Source organism: Halomonas salipaludis, assembly GCF_002286975.1.
Lineage (GTDB): Bacteria > Pseudomonadota > Gammaproteobacteria > Pseudomonadales > Halomonadaceae > Franzmannia > Franzmannia salipaludis.
In genome coordinates this window covers 47831-62368 of record NZ_NSKB01000014.1, presented here as the reverse complement: position 1 = coordinate 62368, position 14538 = coordinate 47831, and the positions used below count along the sequence as shown (strand labels likewise).

Below are 14538 nucleotides of genomic sequence, written 5' to 3'. Positions count from 1 at the left end.
GCGCCGATGGTAGTGTGGGGTCTCCCCATGCGAGAGTAGGTCATCGTCAGGCACTTATACCAAAACCCCAGCTTCGGAAGAGGCTGGGGTTTTTTCATGGGCATGGGGAAACCCGGCTCTTTATATGTGGGGCCGCTTCGCGGGCCGGCCCCTCGCCAGCTCGGGGCGTTCGACCGCCCTCGCGGCGGTGCCGCGAAGGGCTGGGCGGTCTCACCCCCATGCGAGATATGTCATCGTCAGGCACTTATTCAGAAGCCCCGGCCAATTGGTCGGGGCTTCGTCGTTTGGGGGTTTCCCATGGACCCCGTTTGTCGGGAACAAACGGGAACCGCTTTAGCTGGCCCGAAGGGCGAGTCTCAGGATGAGACGAGTAGAGTAGCGGGAGGCCGCCCCGGTCGTCAGGCGCTTATACCAAAACCCCAGCTTCGGAAGAGGCTGGGGTTTTTTCATGGGCATGGGGAAACCCCGCTCTGGTCACTGGCCAATGCACGGTGATCGTACCGTGTGCCGAGGGCAGTTCGATGCGGATCTCCCCGGCGGTGGTGATCGGCGCTGGCAGGTTACCCGCTACCGGCGGCACCGGCAGAGGCATGAAGTCTGGCACGACTGGCAACTGGCTGTGGCGCTTGGCTTTGCGGATCCAGGTCTGCACGAGGTTGGTGTTGAGCCCATGCTGCAGGGCGACCTGAGCAATCGAGGCATCGCCCTTGAGGCAGGCCGCAACGATCTTGACCGGGAAGGAAGGGGCATAGCGACCACGGCGGCGAATCTCACGCTCGGTGCTTGGAGGAGTCATGAATAGGTGCCCACTTGTTAATAGATGGGCACCTAGTGTTCGGGGTTTTTTCATGGCAGCTTAGAATGGCGTAAAGAACACTTATGTTGCGTTTTCCTGAGAGTGGGTAAGCAGAACGGCTAACCGGGGAGGAGGGCTATGCGATGGCGACGAGGCGGCTTTTGGGCAACGCTTTGCCTGATGGCATGGGCAACCTCCTTCGCGGGAGAAGAGCAGGCGGAAGAGAAAAGAGTGCGGATCGCTACGCTCTACGATTACCCCCCCTATGGTTTCTACGTTGAGGGTCAGGGCTCTCCCATCTCAGAAGTGGTGGTGCCCCCGGGGAGCAATACTAGCGGGTTCCGAGGCTATAGCTGGGATATCGTGAGAGAGAGCTTTCATTCCCAGGGCTATACCGTTGAGCTGGTGATCACGCACTGGGCGCGAGCGATAGCAAACGTCAAGCAGGGTAACGCCGACCTGCTGTATCCGACCGGCATCAACCGCGAGCGACAGGCCTATTTCTCCTATTCCGAGTCGCCGGTGAATGATGCGGCCTTTCTGGTGTACGTCAATCGGGCCACGGATATCGAGTGGCGAGGACTGGCTTCTCTGGAGGGCAAAACCATCGGCATGGTTCGGGACTACAACTTAGGCGATGAGTGGAACGGGTATGAGGGGATATCGAAGTACCCTCTCAATAGCATTGAGCAGGGCTTTCGCATGCTGCAACGGGAACGGCTGGACGGCTTCGCGGGCTACGAAACGATCTGGGACAAGGTGCTCCAGCAGATGGGACTGCAGGGGCAGTTCGACAAGTTACCTGAATTTGGTGCTAGCAGAGAGTATGTCGCGGGCTTGAAGAGCAATCCCGGCACCGAGCAACGTTTGCGTGACTTCGATGCCGGACTCCAGGCGATTAAAGCGAGTGGCGAGTATCAGCGCATCGTGGAGGCTTGGCGTTGATACTAACGAGGGGCTCGCGGAGATGTCCTCCCACAGCCCCTGATGGCCTCAACCACAGAGCGACTCCAGCACCTCGATCAGGCTGTCCATCTCATCGTCGGTGCCGATGGAGATACGCATGAAGTCGCGCAGCGCCTCGGTGTTGAAGTGTCTCACCAGGATCGCGCGCTCACGCAGTCCGGCGAATAGCTGGGCGGCGTCGACCCGGGGGTGGCGAACGAGCACGAAATTGGCTTGGGACGGCAGTACCTCGAAGCCTAGCTCGCTCAAGCGCCGACGGGTGCGCTCGCGAGTGGTGATGACCTTCTCGCGGCACGCCTCGAAGTGCTCGGTGTCCTGTAGGGCAGCGACACCGGCGGCATTGGCGATGCTGTCGATGGGGTAGGAGTTGAACGAGTTCTTGATGCGCTCCAGGCCCTCGATCAGCTCGCGGGAGCCGATGGCATAGCCGAGCCTGAGGCCGGCCAGGCTGCGCGACTTGGAGAAGGTGCCGGTCACCAGCAGGTTGGGATAGCGGGATACCAGCGGAACGGCGCTCTCTCCGCCGAAGTCGACATAGGCTTCATCCACCAGCACCACGCAGTCACGGACACGCTCGAGCAGTGCGGCGATCGCTTCGCGGCCGTGACCGTGGCCGGTCGGCGCATTGGGGTTGGCGAAGATCACGCCGCCGCTGTCGGCGCTGAAGGCCTCCAGCGGCACCTGCCATTCGTCGCCGAGTGCCAGGGTGCGGTAGTCGATGCCGTACAGGCGGCAGTAGACCGGGTAGAAGCTGTAGGTGATGGCCGGCATCGACAGCGGCTTGTCCTGGCAGAAGAAGGCCTGGAAGGCCAGCGCCAGCACCTCATCGCTACCGTTACCGACGAACACCTGGTCGAGCTCGACGCCGTGGGCCTCGGCCAGTGCCTGGCGCAGGGCAGTGGCCTCGGGGTCGGGATAGAGGCGCAGGTGATCGACGGGATAGTCACGCAGCGCCTGCTCGACGCCTGGCGCCGGCGGGTAAGGGTTCTCATTGGTGTTCAGCTTGATCAGCTGCTCACGTGGCTGCTCGCCGGGTACGTAGGGGGTCAGCTCCCGGACGATCGGGTTCCAGAACTTGCTCATGGTCACTCGCATAGACAGGGGGCGCATGGGCGCCTGTGGATAGCACTTTGGTCATGGTGACGCGGCCTCGGGCGCAGCGCAAGCACCGGTCATGCTAGGCTGTGCCGCTCTGCACAGGGATCGCTCGATGATTGCTCAAATTCTCGCCACGCTGCTGCCGGTGTTTCTGATCGCCGGCTGCGGAACGCTGTATGGACGCTTCCGCACCCCGGACATTCGCGGGCTCAACACGCTGAGCATGGAGCTGTTCGTCCCGATGCTGGTGTTTGCGGTACTCGCCGATGGGCAGGCGCCGCTGGAAGAGTATGCCGGCCTTGCGGCGGCAGCGGCCATCGTGGTGCTGGGATCGGGGCTGCTGCTGTGGCCGCTGGTCAAGTGGCTGCGCTTGGAGCCCAAGACCTTCCTGCCACCGATGATGTTCAACAACTCCGGCAACATGGGGATCCCGCTGCTGGTATTGGCTTTCGGCGAGGCCGCACTGCCCGCGGCGGTGGTGGTGTTCATCGTCGAGATGCTGCTGCATTTCTCGGTGGGGCTGTACATGCTCAATCCGCGCACGCCGATGTGGCGGCTGCTGCGCATGCCGATCGTATTGGCCAGCATCGCCGGCCTGGCGGTCAACCTCAGCGGTGTGGCGTTGCCTGGCTGGCTGCTGGAGGCGTTGCACATGCTGGGCAGCGTGAGCATTCCACTGATGCTGTTCGCCCTCGGCGTGCGTATGCTCGACATCGACTTCGGCGACTGGAAGACCGGCGCACTGGGGGCGGTGCTCTGCCCGCTATCGGGGCTGATCATTGCTGCGCCGCTGGTCTGGCTACTCGATCTGACCGGCCTGCAGGCGACGACGCTATGGGTCTTTGCCGCTCTGCCACCGGCGGTACTCAACTACCTGGTCGCTGAGCAGTATCGCCAGGAGCCCCAGAAAGTCGCCTCCTTGGTGTTGATCGGCAACCTGGGTAGCCTGGTGGTGATACCGATCGTGCTTGGCTTGGTGTTCGCCTACGGCGGATGAGTGAACCGAGGCCTTGATTAGCCCTCTAACGATCTCCATCTATGCAGGCACACGTCCACTACAGGGAATCACGATGGCCTATTCGACCTTGTTGTCGCCACTGACCGTTGGCAGCCTCCAACTGCCCAATCGAGTGATCATGGCGCCGCTGACCCGGGCGCGCACGCCGGACGGTGTGCCCGGCAAGCTGCAGCAGCGCTACTATGCCCAGCGCGCCAGTGCCGGGTTGATCATCAGCGAAGCCACCAATATCTCGCCCACTGCCCGCGGCTATGTCTACACCCCGGGGATATGGAGCGATGAGCAGGTGCTCGGCTGGAAGGGCGTGGTCGATGCCGTGCACCGCGAGGGTGGGCGTATCGCCCTGCAGCTGTGGCACGTCGGCCGGATTTCCCACGAGTCGGTACAGCCCGACGGCCAGGCGCCGGTGGCGCCCAGCGCGCTGCGCGCCGAAGGCGCCAACTGCTTTATCGAGTTCGAGGACGGCAGCGCTGGCCAGCATCCGACCAGTACACCGCGTGCACTGGAGACCGACGAGCTGCCGGCGATCGTCGCCGACTATCGCCATGCGGCTCACAACGCCAAGCGCGCCGGCTTCGATATGGTCGAGGTTCACGCTGCCAACGCTTATTTGCTGCAGCAGTTCATGGCCACCGGTAGCAACCATCGCAACGATCGCTATGGTGGCAGCGTGGTGAATCGCGCGCGGCTGGTCCTGGAAGTGGTCGATGCGGTTTGCGAGGTAATGGGCGCCGGTCGTGTGGGTATTCGTCTATCGCCGTTCATCGAGATCTTCGGACTCCAGGACGATGAGCCCCAGGCGATGAGTGACTATCTGGCCGAGCAGCTGTCGCGCCGTGGTATCGCCTATGTGCATATCAACGAGCCGGACTGGACCGGCGAAGGGCCGCAGTTGAGCGACGACTTCCGTCGTGGACTGCGTGAGCGTTTCAGCGGCAGCCTGATCTACTGCGGTCACTATACGGCGTCGCGCGCTGAGGCGTTGATCGAGAACGACCTGGGCGATGCCGCGGCCTTCGGCAGGCCGTACATTGCCAACCCCGATCTGGTCGAGCGTTTTGCCGAGGACGCCGAGCTCAATCAGCCGGATCCGGCGACATTCTATGGTGGTGGAAGCGAAGGCTACACCGATTACCCACGACTGGCCGAAGCCACTGCTTGAACGCAGTAGGCGCGCGGAACTGTCCGCGCGCCTTGCTTGTCGGTTATGCTGTCAGGTAGTGGTCGCGGTTCGCGACACTTAGGCCCAATGGTTAGGAGGACTCTCATGCGAATCAGGACGTTGCTGGCCGGTTCCGCCGTGCTTGCCGTGATGGCGGGCTGTGCCGCCGGTCCGACGGAAGGCCCCGCGCCGGATATGGCCGCAGACGGGGAGGCGGTCTATCAGGGCACGCTCCCTTGCCGCAATTGCGCGGGTATCGATATCGACGTGCGGATGATGGGTGATGAACAGAGCGCCGACGAGGAGCGTACCTTCGCCCTCGAGGCCAGTTATCGCGAGCATCCCCAGGACCCGCCCAGCGAGAACTACACAGGTAATTGGGAAGTCCTCAGCGGTAGTGCCGATGATCCCAACGCCACCGTCTACGAGCTGACACCCGATAATGAAGGGCAGATCTACTACTTCCTGCGCGTGGATGATACCACCCTGGAACTGATCGACCCCGAGCGTCGGCGCTTCGAGAATAACGACATGCTGCAGCTGCAGCGTCAGTAAACGACGCATGCGGTAGCACAGCGGGGCGGCCTTCGGGCCGCCCCGCTGCGTTTCGGGAGTCGGCGCCGTGGGCCCTGGCTGCTAGAATGCTCCTTCGTTTGCGTGGGATGCCAACATGGCCAAGGCGAAGAGTGCCTTCGTATGCACCGAGTGCGGTGCCGAGTACAGCAAGTGGCAGGGCCAGTGCTCGAGCTGCCGTGAATGGAACACCTTGAGCGAGGTGCGCCTGGCAGCGGCGCGGCCGGGTGCCGGTGCCGCGCCCTCGACCACTGGCCGCAGCGGCTACGCCGGGATCGTGTCGCGTGAGGTGATCGACCTGGCGGCGGTGGATCTCAGTGAAGTGCCGCGCTTCTCGTCGACCTTCGGCGAGTTCGATCGCGTGCTGGGTGGTGGCCTGGTGCCGGGCTCGGCGGTGCTGCTCGGCGGCCACCCGGGGGCCGGCAAGTCGACCCTGCTGCTGCAGACCGCCTGCAAGCTGGCCCAGCACAAGTCCGCCCTCTATGTCACCGGCGAGGAGTCGCTGTCGCAGGTGGCGATGCGCGCCCACCGCCTGCAGCTGCCTACCCAGGGGTTGAAGATGCTGGCCGAGACCAGCGTCGAGACGATCCTCGCCGTCGCCGAGCGTGAACGCCCCGAGGTGCTGATCATTGACTCGATCCAGACCATGCACCTCGACGACATCGCCTCGGCGCCGGGTGGCGTGGCCCAGGTGCGCGAATCCGCTGCGGCGCTGACCCGTTTTGCCAAGCAGTCCAACACTGTGTTGCTGCTGGTCGGCCACGTCACCAAGGATGGCTCGCTGGCCGGTCCCAAGGTGCTGGAGCATATGATCGATGCGTCGCTGCTGCTCGAGGGCGGTGCCGACTCGCGTTTCCGTACCCTGCGCGGCCAGAAGAACCGCTTCGGCGCGGTCAACGAGCTGGGGGTGTTCGCGATGCTCGAGCACGGCCTCAAGGAGGTCAAGAATCCCAGCGCGATCTTCCTGTCGCGTAGCGAGGAGCAGAGCTCGGGCAGCCTGGTGATGGTGGTCTGGGAGGGCACTCGGCCGATCCTGGTCGAGGTGCAGGCGCTGCTCGACGACTCGGCGCTGGGCAATCCGCGCCGCGTAGCGGTGGGCCTCGATCACAATCGCCTGGCCATGCTGCTGGCGGTGCTGCATCGCCATGGCGGCCTGTTCACCGGCGACCAGGACGTGTTCCTCAACGTGGTCGGCGGGGTCAAGGTACTCGAGACCAGCGCCGACCTGGCGGTACTGCTGGCGGTGGTGTCGAGCCTGCAGAGCCGCCCGCTGCCCCGCGAACTGGTGGTATTCGGCGAGGTCGGCCTGTCCGGCGAGATTCGCCCGGTGCCGAGCGGTCAGGAGCGCATCGTCGAGGCCGCCAAGCACGGCTTCACCCGTGCCATCGTGCCGCGCGGCAATGCCCCCAAGAGCTCCCCGCCGGGCATGCAGGTGATCGCCGTCGACAAGCTCGCCGAAGCGATCGAGGCGCTGTGATGCCGTCAGCTAGACTCAATTCAATCACTGCCGCAAGGAGAGCCCGATGAGTGCCATTCGTCTGACCCAGTACAGCCACGGTGCCGGCTGTGGCTGCAAGATCGCCCCGGACGTGCTCGACAGCATTCTCGCCAAGGCTGGCCCTGGCGCCGGTCACAAGCGACTGATCGTCGGCAACCAGGGGCGCGAGGACGCCGCGGTCTACGATCTGGGCGACGGCCGCGGAATGATCGCCACCACCGACTTCTTCATGCCGATCGTCGATGACCCCTTCGACTTCGGCCGCATCGCCGCCACCAATGCCATCAGCGACGTCTATGCCATGGGCGGCACGCCGGTGATGGCGCTGGGCATCCTCGGCTGGCCCCTCGACAAGCTGGGTGCCGACATCGCCGGTGACGTGGTGGCAGGAGCCCAGGCGGTGTGCCGCGAGCTGGGCCTGGCGCTGGCCGGCGGCCACTCCATCGATGCCCCGGAGCCGATCTTCGGCCTGGCAGTCAACGGCCTGGTCGACCTCAAGCATCTCAAACTCAACAACGCCGCCAAGCCTGGTGACCTGCTCTACCTGACCAAGCCGCTGGGCGTCGGCATGCTGACCACCGCCGAGAAGCGCGGGCTGCTCCAGGCCGGCCATCAAGGGCTGGCCCGCGAGACCATGCTCAAGGCCAATGATATCGGCGTGGCGCTGGCCAAGGTCGAGGGCGTGCACGCCATGACCGATGTCACCGGCTTCGGCCTGGCCGGCCACCTGGCCGAGGTGTGTGCCGCCAGCGGCGTGGCCGCGCGGATCGACTTCAAGCAGCTGCCGCGCCTGGCCGAGGCCGAAGCCTACCGCCGCCAGGGCGCGGTGCCGGGCGGCAGCGACCGCAATCGCCAGGCGCTGGGTGAAAGCCTGCCGGCGATGGACGAGGCGCACTGGCAGTGGCTATGCGACCCGCAGACTTCCGGCGGCCTGCTGCTCTCCGTACACCCCTCCTGGGAAGACGACGTCGAGCGCATCGGTCGCGCCCACGGCATCGAACTGCAGCCGTTCGGCGAGATGGTCAAGGCCGACGGCCCGGTACTGATTCGGGTGAGTGGATGAGCGAGCTACCGCAGGTCGCCCCCGATCTGGCCCTGCTGAGCGAGGGCCGTACGCTGATCGACGTGCGCGCCCCGGTAGAGTTTGCCCAGGGCGCCCTGCCCGGTGCCGTCAACCTGCCGCTGATGGACGACGAGGAGCGCCACCGGGTGGGTATCGCCTACAAGCAGCGGGGGCAGGCAAGCGCCATCGCGCTGGGCCAGCAGCTGGTCAGCGGCAGCCTCAAGACTAGCCGCGTCGAGGCCTGGCAGCGGCTGCTGGCCAGGCACCCGGACGCCATCGTCTACTGCTTCCGCGGTGGGCTGCGTTCCCAGGTCGCCCAGCAGTGGCTGGCCGAGGCCGGCCTGCAGCGGCCGCGTATACGCGGCGGCTGGAAGGCCATGCGCCAGGCGCTGTGCGCACGCATCGATGCCGCCGCCGAGCAGCCGCTGCTGGTCGTGGGTGGCCTGACCGGCTGTGCCAAGACGGCGCTGATTCAGCGCCTGCCCGGCGGCCTGGACCTGGAAGCGTGCGCGCGCCACAAGGGCTCGGCGTTCGGACGCCATCCGCTGCAGTCGCCCTCGCAGATCGACTTCGAACACGACATGGGTCGCCGGCTGCTGTCACTGCCGGGGCCGCTGGTGGTAGAAGACGAGTCGCGCCATATCGGTGCGGTCAATGTGCCGCTGGCGTTCTGGCATGCCATGCAGCAGGCGCCGCGGGTTCGCGTCGAGATGCCGCTGGACTGGCGGCTGGCGCAGATTCGCAAGGATTACATCGATGACCTGTGGGAGGTATATCGCTCGCAGTTCGGCGAGTGGCTGGGCTGGGCGCTGATGCGCAAGCAGCTGACCTCGTCGCTGGCACGACTCGCCAGGCGGCTCGGTAGCGCCCGGCTGGCGCGTCTACAACGCCTGCAGCAGTTGGCCTTCCGCGAACATGCCCGCGGCGACCGCCAGGCCCACGAGGCGTGGCTGGCGCCGCTGCTCACCGAGTACTATGACCCCATGTACCGCCATCAGCTGGAGAAGGGCGAACGGGCGTTTCTCCATGTCGGCGACTGGGACAGCTGCCTGGCCGCGGCCCGCGACTGGTCAGCCAGGCACGCTGCGCAGCCAGTCGAGCAGCACGCGGTCGAGTAGTGAGGCGAGCTGGTCGAAGCGCCGCGGTTCGGCGAGGATCTCGTCGCGGGGCTGGACGAAACGCTGATTGGCGACGGTTGCCATCCCGGACTGTGCGTCGAGATGTGCACGCACGCTGGGCTCGGTGGCTTCGAGGTGGCACTGCAGCGCCACCACCCGGCCGCCGTCCCAGCTGAAGCCTTGCACCGGGCTGGCGGTGCTGGCGCCGAGCGGTAGCGCGCCTTCAGGGAGGCCAAAGATGTCGCGGTGGCACATGAAGGCCTCGAACTGCTCGGGCAGGTCGAACGGGCTGTCCTCGGCCAGGGTGACGCGGTGAAAGCCGAGCTCCGGGTAGGTGCCCGGCGAGACGATGGCCCCCAGGCCCTCGGCGATCAGCCCGGCGCCGAAGCCGACGCCGAGCAGTGGCTTGCCGCTCTTCAGCGCACGCTGGATCAGCTTGCGCTCGCGGCTCAGCCAGTCGGCGTGGGGCGGGGCGAGGTCGAGTGGTGCATCGAGCACGATCAGTGCATCGCAGTCCTCGAGCCGCGGTGGCGCCTCGCCGCGGTGCAGCAGGCAGCCGTTGTAGCTGTGACCCATGCCGGTCAGCCAGTCGGCGAACCGTGCGGGACCCAGGTGGTCGGCGTGGTGCAGAAAGTAGATGTGCATATCGATCCATGATGAACACGCCGACGCGTAGCTGTCCAGCGGCGGCGAGATGATGGAGGTGGCTAGTGGCCAATGCTGCGTTGCTTGAACAGATCTACACCATCGTCGCGCAGATTCCTGCCGGCCGTGTGACCACCTACGGGCGGGTCGCCAAGATGACCGAGGGTGCCACGCCGCGCATGGTCGGCTCGGCGATGCGCCATCTGCCCGATGGCCACGGCCTGCCCTGGCATCGCGTGATCAACGCCACGCGCCGCGTAACCGATCACGGCGGGGCCCAGCGCCAGCGCGACAAGCTGCGCGCCGAAGGCGTGGTGTTCGACGCCAGCGGCCGCGTACCCACCACGCTGCTGTGGCCTTGAGCCCGCTTTTCGTACACGGTGGCCGAGATTGCTACCCCAAGGAGATACCATGAGCGCCCCCGGCTTCAATCAGCGCCTGCGCCAGCTCGGCCCGCGCCAACGTCAGGCCTTCATGGCCGCGCTCTGCGAACGACTGCTGCCCAACTATGCCCTGTATGCCGAGAACAGCGGCCACGGCGACGTGCGCGGCCTGCGGGTGATTCTCGACCTGGTGTGGGAGTCGCTTGCGGTGCGCGAGGCGAAGATCGACTTCGAGCGCCAGGCTGACAAGCTCGCCGAGCTCGAACCGCCGGCCGATGATGACAGCTTCGGTGCGCGGCGGGCGCTGGAAGCGGTGGTGGCGCTGTCGGCGCTGCTCGATACTCTGCGCGGCGATGCCGAGGAAGCGGTGTTCGAGGTCAGCCTCAGCTCGCGCGGCGGCGTACGCGCCTTCATCGAGCTGAGCGAAGGCGAAGAGGACGAGGCGCGGCTGGCCGAGCTGGTGCGCAGCCACCCGCTGATGGAGGATGAGCAGGCCTTCCAGGGCGAAGTGCTGGACAGCGTCGAGCGCCACCCGCTCGACCGCGACACGCTCAAGGCGCTGCGCCAACTGGGGCGCAACGACGGGATCAGCAACCTTGGGCTGTCACTCGACGACGCTTGAGATCACGACTAGAAGCGGATGCCGCCGGTGACCATCATGCCGGCGGTGCCGAATACGATCACGTCGCTCTCGAAACGACCCCACTGCACGCCGAGGCTGGGCAGGACGGCCGGGGCAATGCCGTAGTGGTTGAAGGGAATATTGTCCTGGCGCTCATCCTTGTAGCCGCGCAGCAGGCCTGCGGTGAGCTTGGCGCGCACGGTGAGGTTGTCGCTGGGGCGCCATAGCGGGAATTCGCGTCCGGCATAGAAGTACCAAGTAGGCTGGTCGAAGGAGTTCTTGAACCAGGCGGTGCCCGCCAGCCAGCGGTGTGGGTTGTGCAGCTCGACGCTGATCAGGTTTTGCTGGTTGGTATGGTCCGGCTGAGGGTTGAAGTGGCGGGTATAGAGGCTGGTCTGCACCAGCACGTGGTTGAGCTCGAGCGTCGGTGGCCAGTCGAACCGTGACGACTCGGCGGTTGCTGCTGAACTGATTGACACTGCCACGCCTACCAGCATCGCGAGTATGGCCTTCCGTGGTGTCATGTCCATGTCTGCCCTCAGGTTATAGACGCATCTCGATGCCGCGATCGGCCATATAGCGCTTGGCGTCGGGGATGCTGTACTCACCGAAATGGAAGATGCTGGCGGCGAGCACCGCATCGGCGCCGCCGTCGATGACGCCGGCGACCAGATGGTCGAGAGTGCCGACCCCGCCCGAGGCGATCACCGGCACACTGACCGCGTCGCTGATCGCGCGGGTCACACCGAGATCGAAGCCGGCCTTGGTGCCGTCGCGATCCATGCTGGTCAGCAGCAGCTCGCCGGCGCCGAAATCGACCATCTTGCGTGCCCACTCAACGGCATCCAGGCCGGTGGGCTTGCGCCCGCCATGGGTGAAGATCTCCCAGCGCGGCGGCTCGCCCTCGGCGGAGACTCGCTTGGCGTCGATGGCGACCACGATGCACTGGCTGCCGAAACGCTCGGTGGCCTCGCGCACGAATTCCGGGTTGGTCACCGCCGCAGTATTGATCGAGACCTTGTCGGCACCGGCGTTGAGCATGGTGCGAATATCCTCGCAGCTGCGGATGCCGCCGCCCACCGTCAGCGGGATGAAGACTTCCCCGGCGATGCGCTCGACCATCTCCACGGTGGTGCCGCGATTCTCGTGGCTGGCGGTGATGTCGAGGAAGGTGATTTCGTCGGCGCCCTGCTGGTTGTAGCGCTTGGCGATCTCCACCGGATCACCGGCGTCGCGAATACCGACGAAGTTGACGCCCTTGACCACTCGGCCGGCGTCGACGTCGAGGCAGGGGATGATGCGCTTGGCGAGTCCCATGGATCAGCTCCCGGCCTGGGTGAATTGGTCGCCCAGCTCGTCACACAAACGCTGGGCTTCGGCAACGTCGAGGCTGCCCTCGTAGATGGCGCGCCCGGTGATGGCGCCGAGGATGCCGTCGCCGGCCACCGCGCTCAGCGCGCGAATATCGCCGAGGTTGGTGACGCCGCCCGAGGCGATTACCGGCAGGCCGCCGACCCGGGCCAGCTCGGCGGTGGCCTCGACGTTGACGCCGCCCATCATGCCGTCACGGGCGATATCGGTGTAGACGATGCTGGATACGCCGTCGCCGGCGAAGCGCCTGGCAAGCTCGGTGGCCTTGAGCGAGGAGACCTCGGCCCAACCGTCGGTGGCCACATAGCCGTCGCGGGCATCGAGGCCGACGATCACATGGCCGGGGAAGGCACGGCACATCTCGCTGACGAAGGCCGGCTCCTTGACCGCCTGGGTGCCGATGATCACATAGGTGACACCGGCCGCCAGGTAGTGCTCGATGGTCGCCGGGGTGCGGATACCGCCGCCGATCTGGATCGGCAGGTCGGGATAGGCGCGGGCGATGGCGGTGACCGCGTCACCGTTGACCGGCTTGCCTTCGAAGGCGCCGTTGAGGTCGACCAGATGCAGACGCCGCGCGCCGGCCTCGACCCAGCGAGCGGCCATTGCCACAGGGTCGTCGCCGTAGCTGGTGGCGTCGTCCATGCGGCCCTGTTTGAGGCGGACGCATTGGCCGTCTTTGAGATCGATGGCGGGAATTACCAGCATGTCGTGTCCTCTTCGGCGCCCGGGCAGGCGGCCATATCCAGAATGAGTCGTCGTGGCGGCGGCAGTGGCGCTCGGCTCACGGCGTCCAGTTGACGAAGTTCTCCAGCAGGCGCAGGCCCGCCGCCGAGCTCTTCTCGGGATGGAACTGGGTAGCGAACACCGGGCCGCGGCCGATCGCCACGTGGGCCTGGGTAGTACCGTAGTCGGTGGTGCCGAACAGCGTGGCGTCGTCGCTGACATCGACATAGTAACTGTGCACGAAATAGAACCGCTCGCCGTCGTCGATGCCCTCCCACAGCGCATGGGGCTGGTGCTGGCCCACCTGGTTCCAGCCCATGTGCGGCACCTTGAGGCGGTTACCGTGGGCATCGTGCATATCCACCGGGAAGCGCCGCACGCGCCCAGGCATGAAGCCCAGGCAGGCCACGCCGCCGTTCTCTTCGCTGTCGTCGAGCAGCATCTGCTGGCCGACGCAGATACCCAGCAGTGGCTTCTCGGCCTTGCTCAGCAGCTCGAGTACCAGCCCCTTGACCTCGCTGCGTTCGAGCTCGCCCATGCAGTCGCGAATCGCCCCCTGGCCGGGCAGCACCAGCCGCGTGGCCCCGTGGATGCGGCGCGGGTCGCGGGTGACGACGACGTTCTCGTGGGTGACATGCTCCAGCGCCTTGGCGACAGAGTGCAGGTTGCCCATTCCGTAGTCGATCACGGCGATGGTCATGAGGCGCTCCTTACGAGGGGACGGTGGTGAGGGCTGTGGGCATCGCTGCTCACAGGCAGCCCTTGGTCGACGGCATCTGGCCGGCCATGCGTGGGTCTTCGGCAACCGCCATGCGCAGGGCACGGCCGAAGGCCTTGAAGATGGTCTCGGCCTGGTGGTGGGCGTTGAAGCCCTTTAGGTTGTCGATATGCAGGGTCACCTGGGCATGGTTGACGAAGCCCTGAAAGAACTCCCAGAACAGCTGGGTATCGAGGCGGCCGATAGCGGCGCGGGTGAACTCGACGTCCATGAACAGCCCGGCGCGTCCAGAGAAGTCTACCACCACCCGCGACAGCGCTTCGTCGAGCGGCACATAGGCGTGGCCGTAGCGGTAGATGCCGCGCTTGTCACCGATCGCCTGGGCAAAGGCCTGGCCAAGGGTGATGCCGAGATCCTCGACGGTATGGTGGTCGTCGATGTGCAGGTCGCCCTGGGCCTGGATATCGAGGTCGATCAGGCCGTGGCGTGCCACCTGGTCGAGCATATGGTCGAGGAAGGGCACGCCGCTCTCGCCGCTGAGCTGGCCCTGGCCGTCGAGATTCACGCTCACCGTGATCTGCGTTTCCTTGGTGTCGCGAGAAACCGTGGCGGTACGCTCGGTCATGGGGCTGAGTCTCCTGCGCTGGGCGCATTGGCTGGATTCGGGACGCTTCGCATGGCGACGGCGCGGCGGTCGAGCCATCCATTATAGAGAATCGGTCGCCCCATCCGCTACAATGCGGGTCATTGACGGACGATCCGATGTGCCGTCCCGGCCAGG

At 65.6% G+C, this 14538-nt stretch carries 17 protein-coding genes; 9 read left to right on the top strand and 8 right to left on the bottom strand.

What is annotated here, in order from left to right:
• Window positions 1-406 precede the first annotated feature (406 nt).
• The gene (locus tag CK498_RS24215; protein ID WP_095623411.1) at window positions 407-796 is read right to left on the bottom strand and encodes a transposase; all 390 of its coding nucleotides are present in this window, start codon (window positions 794-796) and stop codon (window positions 407-409) included.
• 138 nt (window positions 797-934) lie between these two features.
• On the opposite strand from CK498_RS24215, the gene CK498_RS24210 reads away from it, so the two are divergent.
• Window positions 935-1741, top strand: a complete 807-nt coding sequence (locus CK498_RS24210; RefSeq protein WP_095623410.1) for a substrate-binding periplasmic protein — start codon at window positions 935-937, stop codon at window positions 1739-1741.
• Window positions 1742-1789: 48 nt separating this feature from the next.
• Here the strand turns inward: CK498_RS24210 and hisC are convergent, their stop codons facing one another.
• Window positions 1790-2845, bottom strand: coding sequence for a histidinol-phosphate transaminase (gene hisC, locus CK498_RS24205; RefSeq protein WP_095623409.1), 1056 nt, complete (start codon window positions 2843-2845; stop codon window positions 1790-1792).
• A 127-nt stretch (window positions 2846-2972) separates the two neighbouring features.
• On the opposite strand from hisC, the gene CK498_RS24200 reads away from it, so the two are divergent.
• From CK498_RS24200 to mnmH, 6 genes are all read left to right on the top strand, one after another.
• A complete protein-coding gene (locus tag CK498_RS24200; RefSeq protein WP_095623408.1) occupies window positions 2973-3857 on the top strand; it encodes an AEC family transporter in 885 nt (294 codons plus the stop codon).
• 73 nt (window positions 3858-3930) lie between these two features.
• The gene (locus CK498_RS24195; protein ID WP_095623407.1) at window positions 3931-5040 is read left to right on the top strand and encodes an alkene reductase; all 1110 of its coding nucleotides are present in this window, start codon (window positions 3931-3933) and stop codon (window positions 5038-5040) included.
• Window positions 5041-5145: 105 nt separating this feature from the next.
• Entirely contained in the window at window positions 5146-5595 is a 450-nt protein-coding gene (locus tag CK498_RS24190; protein ID WP_095623406.1) for a copper resistance protein NlpE N-terminal domain-containing protein, read from the top strand.
• A gap of 115 nt (window positions 5596-5710) precedes the next feature.
• Window positions 5711-7090 (top strand): DNA repair protein RadA, encoded by a 1380-nt coding sequence (gene radA, locus CK498_RS24185; protein ID WP_095623405.1) that lies wholly within the window; start codon window positions 5711-5713, stop codon window positions 7088-7090.
• Between the two features lie 46 nt (window positions 7091-7136).
• Window positions 7137-8174 (top strand): selenide, water dikinase SelD, encoded by a 1038-nt coding sequence (selD, locus tag CK498_RS24180; protein WP_095623404.1) that lies wholly within the window; start codon window positions 7137-7139, stop codon window positions 8172-8174.
• Window positions 8171-9292 carry a tRNA 2-selenouridine(34) synthase MnmH gene (gene mnmH, locus CK498_RS24175; RefSeq protein ID WP_095623403.1) on the top strand — a complete coding sequence of 374 codons (1122 nt, stop codon included), beginning with the start codon at window positions 8171-8173 and terminating at the stop codon, window positions 9290-9292. The genes selD and mnmH overlap by 4 nt, the downstream gene beginning before the upstream one ends.
• Here mnmH and CK498_RS24170 read toward each other — a convergent pair.
• The gene (locus CK498_RS24170) at window positions 9245-9937 is read right to left on the bottom strand and encodes a type 1 glutamine amidotransferase (protein ID WP_095623402.1); all 693 of its coding nucleotides are present in this window, start codon (window positions 9935-9937) and stop codon (window positions 9245-9247) included. The two genes, mnmH and CK498_RS24170, sit on opposite strands and share 48 nt — an antisense overlap.
• A 65-nt stretch (window positions 9938-10002) precedes the next feature.
• On the opposite strand from CK498_RS24170, the gene CK498_RS24165 reads away from it, so the two are divergent.
• Both CK498_RS24165 and CK498_RS24160 read left to right on the top strand, forming a co-directional pair.
• Entirely contained in the window at window positions 10003-10299 is a 297-nt protein-coding gene (locus CK498_RS24165) for an MGMT family protein (RefSeq protein ID WP_095623401.1), read from the top strand.
• 49 nt (window positions 10300-10348) lie between these two features.
• Entirely contained in the window at window positions 10349-10942 is a 594-nt protein-coding gene (locus CK498_RS24160; protein ID WP_095623400.1) for a YjaG family protein, read from the top strand.
• An 8-nt stretch (window positions 10943-10950) separates the two neighbouring features.
• On the opposite strand, the gene CK498_RS24155 is transcribed toward CK498_RS24160, so the two are convergent.
• The 5 genes from CK498_RS24155 to hisB form a co-directional block, all read right to left on the bottom strand.
• Window positions 10951-11439, bottom strand: a complete 489-nt coding sequence (locus tag CK498_RS24155) for a hypothetical protein (protein ID WP_229359205.1) — start codon at window positions 11437-11439, stop codon at window positions 10951-10953.
• A 46-nt stretch (window positions 11440-11485) separates the two neighbouring features.
• Complete coding sequence (gene hisF, locus CK498_RS24150; protein ID WP_095623399.1) at window positions 11486-12259, bottom strand: imidazole glycerol phosphate synthase subunit HisF; 774 nt, start codon at window positions 12257-12259, stop codon at window positions 11486-11488.
• A gap of 3 nt (window positions 12260-12262) precedes the next feature.
• Complete coding sequence (gene hisA / locus CK498_RS24145; protein WP_095623398.1) at window positions 12263-13021, bottom strand: 1-(5-phosphoribosyl)-5-[(5-phosphoribosylamino)methylideneamino]imidazole-4-carboxamide isomerase; 759 nt, start codon at window positions 13019-13021, stop codon at window positions 12263-12265.
• 76 nt (window positions 13022-13097) lie between these two features.
• Window positions 13098-13739: an imidazole glycerol phosphate synthase subunit HisH gene (gene hisH / locus CK498_RS24140; RefSeq protein ID WP_095623397.1), complete on the bottom strand. Its 642-nt coding sequence runs from the start codon at window positions 13737-13739 to the stop codon at window positions 13098-13100.
• Window positions 13740-13788: 49 nt separating this feature from the next.
• Window positions 13789-14382 (bottom strand): imidazoleglycerol-phosphate dehydratase HisB, encoded by a 594-nt coding sequence (gene hisB / locus CK498_RS24135; protein WP_095623396.1) that lies wholly within the window; start codon window positions 14380-14382, stop codon window positions 13789-13791.
• Window positions 14383-14538: the final 156 nt, after the last annotated feature.

What these genes read in the sequence shown, in the direction of transcription:
- hisB (WP_095623396.1), bottom strand. Translation starts at nt 14,382, where the DNA reads ATGACCGAGCGTACCGCCACGGTTTCTCGCGACACCAAGGAAACGCAG.
- radA (WP_095623405.1), top strand. Translation starts at nt 5,711, where the DNA reads ATGGCCAAGGCGAAGAGTGCCTTCGTATGCACCGAGTGCGGTGCCGAG.
- selD (WP_095623404.1), top strand. Translation starts at nt 7,137, where the DNA reads ATGAGTGCCATTCGTCTGACCCAGTACAGCCACGGTGCCGGCTGTGGC.
- CK498_RS24190 (WP_095623406.1), top strand. Translation starts at nt 5,146, where the DNA reads ATGCGAATCAGGACGTTGCTGGCCGGTTCCGCCGTGCTTGCCGTGATG.
- CK498_RS24170 (WP_095623402.1), bottom strand. Translation starts at nt 9,937, where the DNA reads ATGCACATCTACTTTCTGCACCACGCCGACCACCTGGGTCCCGCACGG.
- mnmH (WP_095623403.1), top strand. Translation starts at nt 8,171, where the DNA reads ATGAGCGAGCTACCGCAGGTCGCCCCCGATCTGGCCCTGCTGAGCGAG.
- CK498_RS24200 (WP_095623408.1), top strand. Translation starts at nt 2,973, where the DNA reads ATGATTGCTCAAATTCTCGCCACGCTGCTGCCGGTGTTTCTGATCGCC.
- CK498_RS24155 (WP_229359205.1), bottom strand. Translation starts at nt 11,439, where the DNA reads ATGCTGGTAGGCGTGGCAGTGTCAATCAGTTCAGCAGCAACCGCCGAG.
- hisF (WP_095623399.1), bottom strand. Translation starts at nt 12,259, where the DNA reads ATGGGACTCGCCAAGCGCATCATCCCCTGCCTCGACGTCGACGCCGGC.
- CK498_RS24160 (WP_095623400.1), top strand. Translation starts at nt 10,349, where the DNA reads ATGAGCGCCCCCGGCTTCAATCAGCGCCTGCGCCAGCTCGGCCCGCGC.
- hisA (WP_095623398.1), bottom strand. Translation starts at nt 13,021, where the DNA reads ATGCTGGTAATTCCCGCCATCGATCTCAAAGACGGCCAATGCGTCCGC.
- CK498_RS24210 (WP_095623410.1), top strand. Translation starts at nt 935, where the DNA reads ATGCGATGGCGACGAGGCGGCTTTTGGGCAACGCTTTGCCTGATGGCA.
- CK498_RS24195 (WP_095623407.1), top strand. Translation starts at nt 3,931, where the DNA reads ATGGCCTATTCGACCTTGTTGTCGCCACTGACCGTTGGCAGCCTCCAA.
- CK498_RS24215 (WP_095623411.1), bottom strand. Translation starts at nt 796, where the DNA reads ATGACTCCTCCAAGCACCGAGCGTGAGATTCGCCGCCGTGGTCGCTAT.
- hisC (WP_095623409.1), bottom strand. Translation starts at nt 2,845, where the DNA reads ATGAGCAAGTTCTGGAACCCGATCGTCCGGGAGCTGACCCCCTACGTA.
- hisH (WP_095623397.1), bottom strand. Translation starts at nt 13,739, where the DNA reads ATGACCATCGCCGTGATCGACTACGGAATGGGCAACCTGCACTCTGTC.